At 48.8% G+C, this 14,901-nt stretch carries 10 protein-coding genes and 1 riboswitch; all 10 genes read left to right on the top strand.

Annotated features, from left to right (window positions below; genetic code table 11):
* Positions 1-555: 555 nt before the first annotated feature.
* A riboswitch (M-box (ykoK) riboswitch) is annotated at positions 556-727 on the bottom strand.
* A 168-nt stretch (positions 728-895) separates the two neighbouring features.
* Positions 896-1,624, top strand: a complete 729-nt coding sequence (locus tag RQP50_RS17995) for an amino acid ABC transporter ATP-binding protein (protein WP_072730209.1) — start codon at positions 896-898, stop codon at positions 1,622-1,624.
* A gap of 31 nt (positions 1,625-1,655) precedes the next feature.
* Positions 1,656-2,462 carry a transporter substrate-binding domain-containing protein gene (locus RQP50_RS17990; protein ID WP_072730210.1) on the top strand — a complete coding sequence of 269 codons (807 nt, stop codon included), beginning with the start codon at positions 1,656-1,658 and terminating at the stop codon, positions 2,460-2,462.
* A gap of 100 nt (positions 2,463-2,562) precedes the next feature.
* Positions 2,563-3,234, top strand: a complete 672-nt coding sequence (locus tag RQP50_RS17985) for an amino acid ABC transporter permease (RefSeq protein WP_021262607.1) — start codon at positions 2,563-2,565, stop codon at positions 3,232-3,234.
* On the top strand, positions 3,234-3,884 hold the full coding sequence (locus RQP50_RS17980; protein WP_072730211.1) for an amino acid ABC transporter permease: 651 nt from the start codon (positions 3,234-3,236) through the stop codon (positions 3,882-3,884). The genes RQP50_RS17985 and RQP50_RS17980 overlap by 1 nt, the downstream gene beginning before the upstream one ends.
* 108 nt (positions 3,885-3,992) lie before the next feature.
* On the top strand, positions 3,993-5,246 hold the full coding sequence (locus RQP50_RS17975) for a sensor histidine kinase (RefSeq protein WP_083545226.1): 1,254 nt from the start codon (positions 3,993-3,995) through the stop codon (positions 5,244-5,246).
* Positions 5,247-5,261: 15 nt separating this feature from the next.
* Positions 5,262-6,182, top strand: coding sequence for a response regulator (locus tag RQP50_RS17970; protein ID WP_072730212.1), 921 nt, complete (start codon positions 5,262-5,264; stop codon positions 6,180-6,182).
* 763 nt (positions 6,183-6,945) lie between these two features.
* Positions 6,946-9,297, top strand: coding sequence for a ribonucleoside-diphosphate reductase subunit alpha (locus RQP50_RS17965; RefSeq protein ID WP_394358409.1), 2,352 nt, complete (start codon positions 6,946-6,948; stop codon positions 9,295-9,297).
* 439 nt (positions 9,298-9,736) lie between these two features.
* Positions 9,737-10,789 carry a ribonucleotide-diphosphate reductase subunit beta gene (locus tag RQP50_RS17960; RefSeq protein ID WP_072730214.1) on the top strand — a complete coding sequence of 351 codons (1,053 nt, stop codon included), beginning with the start codon at positions 9,737-9,739 and terminating at the stop codon, positions 10,787-10,789.
* Positions 10,790-11,097: 308 nt separating this feature from the next.
* Positions 11,098-12,966: a bifunctional metallophosphatase/5'-nucleotidase gene (locus tag RQP50_RS17955; RefSeq protein ID WP_315746266.1), complete on the top strand. Its 1,869-nt coding sequence runs from the start codon at positions 11,098-11,100 to the stop codon at positions 12,964-12,966.
* Between the two features lie 290 nt (positions 12,967-13,256).
* Positions 13,257-14,828 (top strand): FAD-dependent oxidoreductase, encoded by a 1,572-nt coding sequence (locus RQP50_RS17950; protein WP_315746435.1) that lies wholly within the window; start codon positions 13,257-13,259, stop codon positions 14,826-14,828.
* Positions 14,829-14,901 lie beyond the last annotated feature (73 nt).

Raw genomic sequence — 14,901 nt, 5'->3', positions numbered from 1 at the left:
CCCGAACCTTCATTTCCTTGCTGTCTGCATGCGCATACTTCTTCCGCACAAGAGGGGAAATCCCTCATTTTCTCACGGATGTCACTTGCTTGTGGATATGATCCATACCAGCAGACCTCGACTATCCAAGGTCTGAATACTCCATGTACAAACGCACATACGAGTACTCCTGCTGCCGATATGATCTTCGATCGCCAATCGAAGCTGTCATTCTCCACAAGTATACAGCCGTTACGGTCGGGTTGAACGAATTTCATCGCAAAGTAACGGAGTGCAGCACTTCTGAACTACACTTCCATTTCCTCACATCACAAAATAAGCCATCCCATGTATCGGTGTCGGCAAGTGAATAACGCATAGGAAAGCAAGGAGAATCAAGGTTCTCCCGTTCCAAGGTTTCACAAAGCTATGCAATTGTGTCTTCGGACTCGGGCTTCCGTCCATGCGTAATCACCGCCTTTTCCTGTCTAATTGATTCATCATACGAAAAAAACCCTTCGGCTCGCCGAAGGGTTTCGCATGCGCAAATAAAGAACTGGGATATTGCCTATCCCGTTCCAGCCCTCCTCGTCGAGCTTCAGCACTATACAACGTAAAGGGATTCATTCCCTTAGCCACCTTAAGAAGAGCCTTAATCCGACAATTCCTGTTCTACCCATGGGCATCTCTCGATATTTCTGGGCAGTGGCCTCTGTTCGTATAGGAGCCTCACCTAACAAAGCTTAGATTGTTTTTCCTCATACAATGTATTACGGCACTTCTCGTTTGTCAACCGCATAACTCAAAAAAATATTTTACACTCATGCTGTAGGATTCCGTCATTTTCAGTTGTTTTTCCATTACGCTGTGTGCTATACCGCATCCGAATCCATAGATCGGCGAAAGGAGGAGGCCCATGATACATTTCCATCAAATCAATAAGCATTACGGCAGCTTTCATGTGCTTAAGGACATTAATTTATCGATCAAGCAAGGGGAAGTCGTTGTCGTCATCGGCCCAAGCGGTTCGGGGAAAAGCACGATGGTTCGCTGCATTAACCGGCTCGAAACGATTACCGACGGCGAGCTCATTGTCGACGGGATACGCGTAAACGACAAGTCTACTGACATTAATCGACTTCGGCGCAATATCGGCATGGTCTTCCAGCACTTCAACCTGTATCCGCATAAAACGGTGCTGCACAATATTACACTCGCCCCGATAAAGGTAGCAGGCATGTCCAAGCAAGAAGCAGAGGAAGCAGCAAGACTGTATTTGGACAAAGTTGGCATTGCTGATAAAGCGAACGCCTACCCTTCTCAGCTGTCTGGTGGTCAGCAGCAGCGTGTTGCCATTGCGCGAGGACTCGCGATGAAGCCCAAAATTATGCTGTTCGATGAGCCTACATCGGCACTCGATCCTGAGACTATCGGAGAAGTGCTCGACGTTATGAGAACGCTTGCGAAGGAAGGCATGACGATGGTCGTCGTTACCCATGAGATGGGCTTCGCCAAGGAAGTAGCAGATCGCATCGTGTTCATGGATCAGGGAAGGATTGTCGAAGAAGCAGAGCCTGTTTCCTTTTTTACAAAACCGCGCGAAGAGCGTGCCCAGCTATTTCTTAGCCGGATACTGAATCACTAAATGATAAGCGATGAAAAGGAGTGTATGTCCCATGAAACGTTGGATGAAATTGATGAGCATGACAATTGTAGCCGCCTTTATTGTAAGCGCTTTATCTGCTTGCGGAAATCAAGCCTCTGAAGGAGAAAACGCCCTTGCAAAAATCAAAAATCGGGGCAAAATTATTGCCGGCGTGAAGTATGACCTGAACCTATTTGGACTGAAGGATCCTGCCACCGGAAAAGTGCAAGGCTTGGACATTGATATTGCGAAACAAATTGCCAAAAAGGTGCTGGGCAATGAGGATGCGATCGAGTTCATGGAGGTGACATCGAAGACACGGATTCCGATGCTCAAAAATGGCGACATAGACTTCATTATTGCAACCATGACGATAACCGACGAGCGCAAAAAAGAGATTGATTTCTCGGATGTATATTTTACAGCCGGCCAGTCCCTGCTTGTCCCTGCTGACAGCCCCATTAACTCCATTAAGGATTTGACCAATGATTCCAAGGTACTCACAGCCAAAGGCTCTACATCCGCCAAAAACATTCGCGAATCTGCACCTGACGCGCAAATTCTAGAGTTTGAAAATTATGCCGAGGCATTTACAGCCTTGAAGGCTAAGCAGGGCAATGCGTTGACGACTGACAACGCGCTGCTGTATGGAATGGCTAAGCAGGACAGCAACTTCCGTGTCTTGGATGAGACATTTACAGAAGAGCCTTATGGCATCGGCATTCGCAAGGGAGAAGCAGAACTAGTTAAAGCCGTGAACGACACCTTGAAAGAGCTGAAGGAGAACGGTGAATACGACAAAATATACGAGAAATGGATCGGCAAAAAGCCAAACTAACAGACCGTCATGTCCGCACGGATTCCGGTGAGGGGATAAGCGCTGGCCGCTCATCCCCTCTTTCGGGTTCATCCAGCCTACCAACGAGGGAGGAACATTGATGTTTATCAACTTTTCGATTCTTAGCGAGCATCTGGATCGCTACTTGATCGGGCTGGGAGGCACGCTGGCTGCCAGCCTGATTTCACTCGTGGCAAGCTTTATTCTAGGTGCAATCATCGCGGTATTTCGCATCACACCCGTCAAGCCGCTTCAATGGCTTGGTACGATCTATGTTGAATTTATTCGCAACATCCCACTGATGCTCATTGCCTTTTTTACGCTGGTCGGGCTTCCGCTCGTAATTGGCACCGTCCTTATCCCATTTGTGGCGGGTCTTACCGCCTTGACCGTGTATACTTCTGCTTTCATCGCGGAAGTGATTCGTGCTGGAATTCAAGCAATCCCCAAAGGACAGATGGAGGCTGCCCGATCTTCTGGACTGACCTATACGCAAGCAATGTGGCATGTCATCCTGCCGCAGGCCGTCAAGTTGGTTATTCCGCCACTCGGCAACCAATTTTTGAACTTGGTCAAAAACTCGTCTATTTTCACTGTTCTATCCGCTACAGACATCATGTATCAAGCTGACTTAATCAATTCCGATACATTCGACACGTTTAGCACCTATATTTTTGCCGCGATGTTTTATTTGGTGCTGACGATTCCGCTCAGCTTCGGTATCCGTTATTTGGAACTTAAATATCAAGGTGTGAAGGGAGTCGAAGCATAATGGATTTCATTGGAGCGTTATCCCCTGTTAATATGCAGTTTTTGCTGCAAGGCGCCCTTATCACCTTAGAAGTCGCCATAGTGTCCATTATCATTAGCTTTATCATCAGCGTCATAGTCGGAACCGTTCGATATGCCCAAGTCCCCATTCTAGGCAAGCTATTTGCCATCGTGGTGGAGATCATTCGTAACCTGCCCCTATTGCTGATCATCTTCTTTACGTATTTTGCCCTGCCGCAGATCGGTATTAAGCTTGATAAATTTACAGCGGCCATAGTCGCTCTTGTTATTTTTGAATCGGCCATGATTTCTGAAATCGTGCGGGGTGGGTTGAACTCAGTTGAAAAAGGACTCCTCGAAGCAGGACGCTCATCCGGGCTGACAATGACTCAGACGCTAAGGCATATTGTTCTTCCCATCGCGCTTCGGCGAATGGTTCCGCCCATCGTCAGCCAATTTATCTCGCTATTGAAGGATACCTCACTCGCCGTCGTCATTGCCCTGCCGGAATTGATGAACCATGTGCAGATCATTAATGGGCAAAATATCAATTACGTCATTCCAACATTCTTGTTTGCCGCCCTGCTCTATTGCATAGTCAATTACTTGTTATCCCTCGCCTCACGCAGGCTGGAGCACAAACATTCCTGAATATGGATAATTCTACAAGACAACATACCCTCTTTTCCGGTACGATAAGAAGAGGCCCCGAAGGCAGGTGCAGTGTCGGAGCTTGCGGAAAGGAGTGTTCATATTCGATTGCGTGACCAGAGGCTGCTTATTTGGAGCATCATATTATTGTCCACAGGGCTGCTCGGTGAGATGAAAATCAACCCATTTGGCGGTGATTTTCGCTTTTCGCTCGGCATCATGGCCTTCTTTTTCGGGTTGCTGTGGTTCTCGGTTCCCGTGCTTGCCACGGGTATCTCAGTAGGGGCATTCGTTGTAGTATTCCGGATCGCGCTTGGATTGCTGCTCTATGATATCCCCATTCCTCTTGGATTTGCACAGCACATGCCTGTATTTTTTTACTACGTCACCTTCGCCGCCATCATCTTCCTGCTCAAATTGAAAGCGAATGTGGAATATCATGTGAAGGTCGCGATATACGGCGCACTTGCCGATATGGCATCCAATGGTGTGGAGCTGCTCGTTCGCATTGCCTCGGGCACTCCGTCCAACATGAGCTATCAGGAATACCTGCTCATCATTCTCGTTGGCCTGCTGCGCAGCTTCTTCGCCGTAGGTCTGTGCAATATGCTGGCCATTCGACAAGTTCGTGCACAGGCAGAACAGCGTCGTCTGGAATTGGAACGTCTTATGATGATCAATTCCGATCTGTTCGAAGAAGCGTTCTATTTACGCAAGTCCATGTCCCATATTGAAGAAATTACGCGCGAAAGCTATCGGCTGTATCAATCGCTCAAGCAGCGGCTCTATGCAAATGCAGCACAAGCATTGCAGATTGCCAAGCATGTACATGAGCTGAAGAAAGACTCCGAGCGCATTCTGTCTGGCCTATTCAAAATCATTCATCAGGAACGCATGCTCTCCAAACGCATTCAGATTGCTGAATTATGCGCCATGGTCGTAAGGGCAAATACTAACTACGGCCTGCTGCTCGGAAAGCAGATCCATTTACATTCCAGCTGCAACATGAATCTCTCTACCACCGAGATCTATCCGCTTCTCTCTGTGTTGAACAACATTGCATCCAATGCTGTTGAAGCGATACCACAGGAAGGTCGAATCGATTTGCAGGTTGATTTGCATGACGGGCTCCTCTTGTTCTCTATCATCGATGACGGGCCTGGCATCTCGGCAGACGATCTTGAACTGATCTTCCATCCCGGATATACAACTAAATTCGATGCTGAGGGTAACTCTTCAACAGGCATTGGCTTATCGCATGCCACTGACATCGTCCAGCTATTCAAGGGCGACATTGACGTAACCAGCACTCCCGGACATACATGTTTTCAAATTCGGATTCCTGTAGAGCATTTAACTTGAGAGGAGGGTGTTCACTTGTTAAAATTCTATCTTGTCGAGGATGACCCTGCTATTCGTAAAATGCTTATGCGGATCGTTAGCGAAAGTGGCCTTGGCGAAGTCGTTGGCGAAGCCGGTGATGGCTCCTATGTATCGGCAGAGGTTGTCAGCCATGCAGACATTGTCATCATTGACTTGCTTATGCCGGGCCGCGATGGAATTGAGACGGTAAAGTCACTGCGGGAACATGATTATAACGGCCGCTTTATCATGATCTCCCAAGTCGAAAACAAGGAAATGATCGGCGAGGCCTACCAACAAGGGGTGGACACATTCATCCAAAAGCCTATCAATCGCTTGGAGGTGTTGTCTGTTCTTCGGCGTGTATCCGACCATTTGCGATTGGAGAAATCCATGCAATCTATCCGAAATTCACTTCGCGTCTTCGAAGTATCTGGAACGGAAGCCCTGCATGCATGGCAGGGGCAAGCACCTGTGCAACAGGAGAAGAATATAGAACAGCAAGCCAGATCACTGCTCCTGCAACTAGGGGTTGTCGGAGAAGCTGGTGCTCCTGATATGATTCGGATTGTAAAATGGCTGAAGGGACAAGAACAGGAACAACGACTGCTTCAAGATTTGCCGCCACTTAAAACGATCTACGAACAAGTAACATCGCACGGTCAAGCTGCAGGAGATCATCTCAAGCGCGATGTGCGTGCAATAGAACAGCGAATTAGACGATTAACTTTGCAAGCGCTTACTAACTTGTCCTCTATCGGATTGAGCGATTACGGCAACCCCACCTTTGAATACTTCGCGGCGCGGTTGTTCGATTTTCAAGAAGTACGCCTGCGCATGCGAGAGCTGGAGGAGTCCCGCAAGTCCACTTCCTGCAAACTAAATCTAAGAAAATTTCTATATGTATTTTATATCGAATGTGCCTCTACTCCGTGATCGATTCAGCGGAAAAAAGAGAGTACAGTTCCACCCTCTTCCCATACATACGTGCAGCCAGTACATCGATAATGCATTCAAATGAAATGTCGCACAAACTCTGGCTGCCGCCCTTTTTCCCTCTTTATTCGACATCAACTGCAATCTGTTTTGTCCACTGCACGCGGACAAACAGGTTTTATTCCATATGATATCACAACATCCCCCTCCATCCTCCCCTCAGCAAGGAATCGCAGTAAAAAAATATTTTTTGTCCCCCGCTTACATCCCTCGGACAAGCCTGCTGGCAAGGAATATTGCCAATATAACACTCCAGAACCAGTGACATTTATCACCTTGCGCCTATTTACTTACCCTATATGTTGTAGTATATTTACAAAAGAATATCTACATGTTGTGATTGTTAAGAAATTACTACTACCAATACGCATAAAATGCAAATGACCTCGAGAACAGCAACAACGGATAACCCTTACGCTGTATTCGAGGTTCGTTTTTGGAGCTTGTTAACAATCGCTAGGTAGATGGCAACTTGTATAAGCCATATCGGATTGTCGAGAATGATGAAGGTGTGCGTCCATGTATGGCGCACGCGCTGTTCTTATGCGCTTAGACAGAGGAGTGCTTCATTCAGGCCTATTATCAGCCCTTTATCTTGGATACATAACCAGCACTCAACTTGAAGTTTTATTTCTTCTGAACGACTCCGACATAGATAGCTAAGCTCCATCTCAATTCGATATTCGAGGAGGAATACTCACGAATGCAGACGACTACACCTATCGTCCACACCGTTCACAAGCCTAACAATCGCTCCCTTGCGTTCGATGCGGATCGCATTAAGCGCTACGGAGAGCGAATGATGGCTCCCTACCCTCAGCTTGATCGTGAGCGCTGGTACCGCAGTTTGCTGTCGAAGCTGCGCAGCAGCAGCGTACAGGCTGCAGATATTACCCAAGCCAGCATGATGACTGCGTTGGAATTGGTGACGAAGGAAGAACCGGATTGGAAGTTCGTTGCCGCACATTCCTTATTAACGAAGCTATATAAAGAGGCAGCCCTCCATCGCAACTATAAGTCTTATCCGGATAAGCCTTACGGAGATTTCTACAAGCTTATCTCTCGGCTATGCGATCTTGGTATTTACCGTCAAGAATTGCTGGAAGCTTACACACCCGAACAAATTCGAGAACTTGGACAATCCATTCAAGCGGAGCACGATCTTATCTTCGACTACATTGGACTTCTGACATTAGCAGAGCGGTATCTCGCCACTGACTTCGAAGGCCGCACGATGGAGCTGCCGCAGGAACGTTATATGATCATTGCTATGTACTTAATGCATAAGGAGCCGGCAGAGCGCCGAGTAGAACTGGCTAAGGAAGCATACTGGGCAATGGCTAATCTATACATGACCGCTGCTACACCGACGATGGCGAATGCAGGCAAGAAGGTGGCCGGACAATTATCCAGCTGCTTCATCGACACGGTAGACGACTCGCTGGAGGGCATCTTCGAGTCCAACACCGATGTAGCCCGCCTCAGCAAGATGGGCGGCGGTATCGGCGTATATCTAGGCAAGATCAGGGCACGCGGCTCCGATATTCGCGGACATAAAAATACAAGCTCAGGTGTTATCCCTTGGATTCGCCAGCTTAACAATACAGCCGTCAGCGTCGACCAATTGGGCACACGCAAAGGCGCGATCGCAGTGTACTTGGACGTGTTCCACAAGGATATTCTGTCCTTCCTCGATTTGAAGCTGAACAACGGGGATGAGCGCATGCGGGCGCATGATATTTTCCATGGGGTGAGCTTGCCGGATCTGTTCATGGAGGCGGTGGAGAACCGGGAGGATTGGCATCTGTTCTGCCCTCACGAAGTGAAGAAGATCATGGGCTGGAAGGATAACCATGGACGCCCACTCGGACTTGAAGATTTCTACGACGAGCAGCGTGGTCAAGGCCAGTTCCGCGATAAATACGCCGAGGCAGTTGCGAATTCAAACCTGCCGCGCATTACACTGCCTGCGATCGACATTATGAAGCGTATCTTGAAGTCGCAGCTAGAGACAGGAACACCGTACATGTTCTATAAGGATGCCGCGAACCGCGCGAATCCGAACAAGGCGCATGGCATGATCTACAGTTCCAACCTGTGTACGGAAATTATGCAGAACATGTCTCCTACCCTCGTTGAGCAAGAGGAACTGACCACTCAGGATGGACAGTCTCGCATTATTATTAGCAAGATCCCTGGTGATTTTGTCGTATGCAATCTGAACTCAGTCCATCTAGCGCGTGCTGTGCGTGCCGATATTCTGGAGCGGCTCATTCCGATTCAGGTTCGCATGCTGGACAATGTTATCGACATTAATCGCATTGAGGTGCTTCAGGCGCAGCATACGAACCGCCGCTATCGCGCAATTGGACTTGGAACCTTCGGCCTGCACCACCTGCTTGCCCTAGAGGGCATCGCTTGGGAGTCCGAAGAAGCCGTGCAATATAATGACGCGCTCTATGAGAAGATCAACTACCTGGCGATTCAGGCCAGCATGGAGCTTGCTAAGGAAAAAGGAGCATATCCGCTTTTCGCTCAATCGGAATGGGAGAACGGCCGCTATTTCTCCTATCGAGAATATACAACAGGCACCCGCCAAGGCAAATTCGTGACGACCGAACAGTGGCAAGAACTTGCGGATAAGGTACAGGCGAACGGCATGCGCAATGCATGGCTGATGGCGGTAGCTCCGAACGGTTCTACTTCCATTATTGCGGGCTCAACGGCAAGCATTGATCCAGTCTATGACCTGCTTAGCTATGAGGAGAAGACGACGTACAAGATTGCCAATCCTGCTCCGGATCTATCGGAGAAGACAATGTGGTATTACAAGACAGCCTTCCGTCTCGACCAGAACTGGTCCATTCGTATGGCAGCGGCACGTCAGCGCCATATCGATCAAGCACAGAGCTTCAACTTATATGTACGTCCGGATATTCGCGCAGTAGACTTTCTTTCTCTCCATCTTCATGCATGGAAGGCTGGGCTGAAGTCAACGTATTACGTGCGCAGTCAAGCATTAACCGTGGAAGAATGCGAAGCGTGCAGCTCGTAACGCACCCATCGTCCAGCGACGGACTCGAATCACTGTTAGAGGTTGTTCAAAAAGTCCGCTTTTGATCACGAAGTAAATCATGAAGTGGACTCGGCATCGAATCTTGAATTCAGCCGGGCCTAAACAGATGCTTACGAAGTATGTTTCCTGCGGAAACATCTCAGGTGCTCATGTACCCAAAACGTACACTCCGCTCCTCAGGCCCTAGCTTCATCCAATTGAGGCGTTTTGAAAAAACGCACATCGGAAGCATAAGCTTCGGTGCCGAAAACTGGCCTTTTTGAACACGCACTGTTACGGAAATCCGTTCATAAGATCGGGAAGGGCTACTGAACGTTACATACAGCAGCACAGCCCTTTCCTACTGGTTGACTTTGACAGCAACCAATTTGTGCATGATTGTGCACGGGGAATAAGGTGTATAGAGAGGAAGAGTTCTATGACATTGTTAGATCGTGAGCTAAATCGGCAGCTCATCTTCAATACAGAAGCACCGAATCAATCGACACGAATTATTCTAGGCGAATGCTCCGGCATATTGAATTGGAACGACATTCGTATGCCGCATATGTATAAATTGTACAAAGTACTCCTTCAAAATCATTGGATTGCGGATGAAATTCCGATGGCGAAGGATGCGCAGCAATTCCCGCTGTTAGACGAGGAAGAGAAGCATGCATTTAAAATCAATATCTCGCTGCTTGCTGTGCTCGATTCCATGCAGACGATGTTCGTCGGTGATGTGAAGAACTACTTCACTGACTCATCGCTAGAAGCCATATCGGCTATCATTGCGCAGCAGGAAGTCGTGCATAACCAATCGTATTCCTATGTACTGTCCTCTCTCGTATCCGAGCAAGAGCAGAAGGATATCTTCGAATATTGGAAGCATGATCGTGTACTGCTTGAACGGAACCGATTCATTGCGGACATTTATCAGACATTCCGCGATAATTCAACACCTCAGACGTTCTTTGAAGCACTCGTAGCGGATCTGATATTGGAAGGGATCTTCTTCTATAGTACGTTCGCTTTCTTCTACAATTTAGCCCGGGATCAGAAGATGATGGCGACGAGCCAAATGATCTCATACATTCAGCGTGATGAGAACCAGCATTGCTACTTCTTCGGTGAGGTGTTCAAACAGCTGCTTGTGGACTTCCCAGAGTTGAATACCGAGGCTAACCGCCAATTTGTGTACGATACGATTGACCATGCTGTACAATTGGAAACCAACTGGGCCCATTATACGCTCAAGCAGGTACGCGGCATCGATCTGCGTGAATTGTCGGATTACATTAAGCACATTGCCAATCGCCGGTTAAGCCTTATCGGTATGGAGAAGCTGTATGAAGGCGTTGACGTAAACTGCATGCCGTGGATTAAGCCTTTCTCGGACGAAGCCTTGAATGCCACGAAGACCGACTTCTTTGAAGCGAAGTCCCGCACTTACGGCAAGGTCGGCGATGACAACGGCTTCGACGAGCTGTAGGCTGGTGACTGTTTGCTGCTTGAGTGTCTGTTAGAAACCAGCGTATGTGTTGGATTAGAAATGTAGTCTTGAATTCTGATTAGGAAATACAGAGACGCGAGCGAGCGGCATATCTGAATCGCCGGATGTTTATACTTTGTATATTACAGTCACCCTTGTCTGTCATGAGATAAGGGTGTTTTTTATCTAATTTACAATCTCTTAAGTTCTAGTTAACAATCTCCCAACCCCCGTGTCCTACGATACATATATCACTCATATCTATTACATATACATTTCAAATATGAAGCAAGCATGGAGGTCCGTTTATGAACAAGAAAAAGCTAGGTACTGCCGCAGTTCTGACAACATTGATTAGTACTCTATTCGCTGGATCATTATTTGCAGCACCTGTGAACCCAATTAACCACCTGGAATGGATGCAATCGAAAAGCTACATAACCGGATCCAATGATGGCCTGGCGCTTGATCGCCCAGTCACACTTGCTGAAGCAGTGGCGATGATTGCCCGCGTACAAGACAAGGAAAAAGAAGTGAAAGCCATTGATCCTTCCATCCAAGGCTGGGCAGCCAAAGCACTCACTTGGGCGAAGCAGAACAACATCGTGGATGCAGCGCAATGGAAAGAGCTCCATCGTCCGGTTCCTGCTGCGACACTGCAAGCTGTAGCGAAGAAGGCAGGACTTGATGTAGCAGTGACAGGAGATACGGTGACACGCGAGCAGTTCTTCACAGCACTCGGCGATGCCATTACGACACATATTACGCTCGGACATACGAACGATACGCATGGACATATGTTAGAAGACGAGAAAGCGAAGGAAATGGGCTACGCTAAGCTCGCTACGTTGATGAAGGAGCTTCGTGCAGAGAACCCGAATTCCATGGTGCTGGATGCAGGCGACATGATTCAAGGTACGATTTATGTGAACCTGTCCAAAGGGGAAACCGCAACAAAGCTGGCTAACGCGCTTGGTTATGACTTCATGGCGTCCGGCAACCATGAGTATGACTTCGGCTACGAGCAGCTTACGAAACTGACGAAGATGTTCAAATTCCCTGTACTCGCTGCGAACGTATTCGATGCACAAGGGAAGAACCTCCTGCAGCCGTACGTCATAAAAGAGGTCGGCGGCAAGAAATTCGCGATTCTTGGATTGGTCACTGCAGATACACCAATCGTTACGCATCCTGACAACGTCAAGGGCTTAACCTTCAAGGATCCGATCGAAGTCGCGAAGGAATGGGTACCGAAGCTGCGCGAGGAAGCTGACCATGTCATCGTCCTCTGCCATACAGGAATATCCTATGACCGTGAAATGGCCAAGCAGGTTCCAGGCATCGACATCATTGTAGGCGGACATACGCATACACCAGTGGATCAGCCTGAACTCGTCAACGGTACGTATATTGTGCAGGACTGGGAATATGCGAAATCGCTTGGCCGTGTTGATCTATACTACCATGGCAAGGATTTGGTTCATTTCTCCGGCGGACTGATCAAGTACGATGAAGCGACGAAGCCAGACCCAGAAGTAGCTGCCATTGTTGAATCTCTGAAGAAAGAAACCGACTCCCTATTGAACGAGAAAATTGCTACTGCAAGCGTAGATCTAGACGGCGATCGTGCAAGAGTGCGGAAGCAGGAGACGATTATGGGCAACTTAGTAGCAGATGCCATGCTGGCGCGCACTCGTACAATGCCTGGATTCGAAGCCGATCTGGCCATTACGAACTCAGGCGGTATTCGCACAACCATCATGAAGGGCGATATTACGAAGCGCAACTTGTATGATGTGCTTCCATTCCCGAATACACTTGCTGTTGTTGAGGCGAAGGGCAGTGATTTGACAGCAGCCTTGGAAAATGGCGTTAGCGAGATCGAAGCTGGTTCCGGCCGCTTCCCTCAAGTTGCTGGTATCACATTCTCCTTCGACATCAAAAAGCCAAAAGGAAGCCGTGTATCGGATGTGAAGGTTGGCGGTAAGGCGGTGGAAGCTGACAAAACGTACCGCGTAGCTGTAAATGACTTCTTAATCGCCGGTGGCGACGGTTATGCCATGTTTAAGGATAAAAAATCACTTGATACAGGCGTGACCCTCTACGAAGTCGTGGAGCAATACATGAAAGAAAAGAAAGACATTACAGCAAAAATCGAACAACGCATTAAGCAATAACGAAATTACGGATTTCTTATGGCATGAGGAATCCCCCCTTCTGAACATAGACACGTGTTGGCGCATCCCTCTTTCCGCCTCGCGTGTCTACTTTTTTATGCAACGAACCGGCCTGGAAAATTAGACACCAATCCGCATACTCTCCCTACTTCAGTCAACTAGCATTAAATCTACCAACAATAGCAATCAGATTCTATGGGAAGCAGTATGATTCTTTCCTATACTGATTGGGGTAAGTATTAATTGGAAAATATTGCGAAGGAGCTGATCGAGTGTCACCCTCACCGAATATGGAGAAGAACGCCGAGCTCGTTATTATTGGTGGAAGTGTAGGAGGCTGTGCAGCTGCTCTCTCCGCTTGTCGATTAGGCAAGACAGTGGTACTGACGGAGGAGACCGCCCGTATCGGCGGCCAATTGACAAGCCAACTGGTTCCGCCAGACGAGCACCCGTGGATCGAACAATTCGGATGCACGCAGACATACAGGCAATTCCGCAATGAAATACGCCGGTACTACCGGGAACATCTCCCTCTGGCCATGAACGCCCGCTCGAACCCGGAGCTGAACCCCGGGAGCGGCCTTGTAAGCCGCCTCTGCCATGATCCACGCGTAGCTCTGTCTGTGCTGGAGTCAATGTTATTCCCTTATGTGAACAACGGACAGCTTACCATTCTGAGGCAATGCCGCGCCACCAATACCGAGGTTGATGGCGACCGCATCCGTGCGGTAACCGCTCAGGATGCAGCGGGCAACGAATATGTGCTAACTGGGGCGTATTTCCTCGACGCAACCGAATGCGGAGACTTGCTTGCCCTCTCGGGCACAGAGTATGTCACGGGCGCAGAATCGCAGCGTGATACGGGTGAACCGCACGCCGTATCGGGCGACCCTGAACCGCAGAATATGCAGGGCTTCACTTACTGCTACGCCGTTGATTATGACAAGGACGGAGATTATACAATTCCGAAGCCTGCACGCTATGACTTCTGGAGCCAATATCGACCTTCGTTCTGGCCAGATCGCCTGCTAAGCTGGACGGCAGTCAAGCCAACGACGCTGGAACCCATTACCTACTCCCTCTTCTGGGAGACAGGGAAGTTCCCACTGTTCCATTATCGGCAAATTACGAACCCGTCGCTATATGATCAATCGTCAGGAGTACTCCCTACTCCGGTGTCGGTCGTCAATTGGCCGCAGAATGACTACTGGCTTGGTTCGATTATCGATGTAAGCGAAGAAGAGAAGCAGCGGAGCCTATTCGATGCCAAGCAGCTCAGCCTATCGCTTCTGTACTGGCTGCAGACAGAAGCACCGCGTCCCGACGGAGGCGTCGGCTATCCGGGCCTACGATTGCGGCCGGATGTCGCCGGCACAGCAGACGGATTCGCCATGTATCCATATGTACGGGAGTCAAGACGGATTCAAGCAGAATTCACTGTGCTTGAGCAGCATATTGCTACCGATTGCCGTCCTGGTCAGCCCGCTGAGACATTTGCTGATTCCGTCGGCATCGGATGCTATCGGATTGACCTTCATCCTTCGACCGGAGGCAAAAACTATATCGATATCTCTTCTTTGCCGTTCCAAATCCCGTTAGGGAGCTTGCTTCCGGTTCGCATGGACAATCTGATTCCCGCCTGCAAAAATATCGGAACGACGCATATTACCAACGGCTGTTACCGCGTGCATCCAGCAGAATGGAACATTGGCGAATCAGCTGGCGCACTGGCTTCCTATGCGCTGAATCAAGGCATAGTACCGCGCGCTGTGCGCAGTGACGAGAAGCACCTTAGCGCCTTCCAGAAGCAGCTGCAGCAGCTCGGCATTGTACTGCAATGGCCTTCTACAAGGCCTGTATAAGCAGCCAAGGAAGCATCGCATCGATTCTTCCCGCAGCATAGGAACCAGGACTTAATCAACCTAATGACATAAA

It is taken from the genome of Paenibacillus suaedae (genome assembly GCF_032337355.1).
Classification (GTDB): Bacteria; Bacillota; Bacilli; order Paenibacillales; family Paenibacillaceae; genus Paenibacillus_B; species Paenibacillus_B suaedae.
This window is presented reverse-complemented; position numbering and strand designations above follow the sequence as displayed.

What these genes read in the sequence shown, in the direction of transcription:
- RQP50_RS17995 (WP_072730209.1), top strand. Translation starts at nt 896, where the DNA reads ATGATACATTTCCATCAAATCAATAAGCATTACGGCAGCTTTCATGTG.
- RQP50_RS17990 (WP_072730210.1), top strand. Translation starts at nt 1,656, where the DNA reads ATGAAACGTTGGATGAAATTGATGAGCATGACAATTGTAGCCGCCTTT.
- RQP50_RS17985 (WP_021262607.1), top strand. Translation starts at nt 2,563, where the DNA reads ATGTTTATCAACTTTTCGATTCTTAGCGAGCATCTGGATCGCTACTTG.
- RQP50_RS17980 (WP_072730211.1), top strand. Translation starts at nt 3,234, where the DNA reads ATGGATTTCATTGGAGCGTTATCCCCTGTTAATATGCAGTTTTTGCTG.
- RQP50_RS17965 (WP_394358409.1), top strand. Translation starts at nt 6,946, where the DNA reads ATGCAGACGACTACACCTATCGTCCACACCGTTCACAAGCCTAACAAT.
- RQP50_RS17960 (WP_072730214.1), top strand. Translation starts at nt 9,737, where the DNA reads ATGACATTGTTAGATCGTGAGCTAAATCGGCAGCTCATCTTCAATACA.
- RQP50_RS17955 (WP_315746266.1), top strand. Translation starts at nt 11,098, where the DNA reads ATGAACAAGAAAAAGCTAGGTACTGCCGCAGTTCTGACAACATTGATT.
- RQP50_RS17950 (WP_315746435.1), top strand. Translation starts at nt 13,257, where the DNA reads ATGGAGAAGAACGCCGAGCTCGTTATTATTGGTGGAAGTGTAGGAGGC.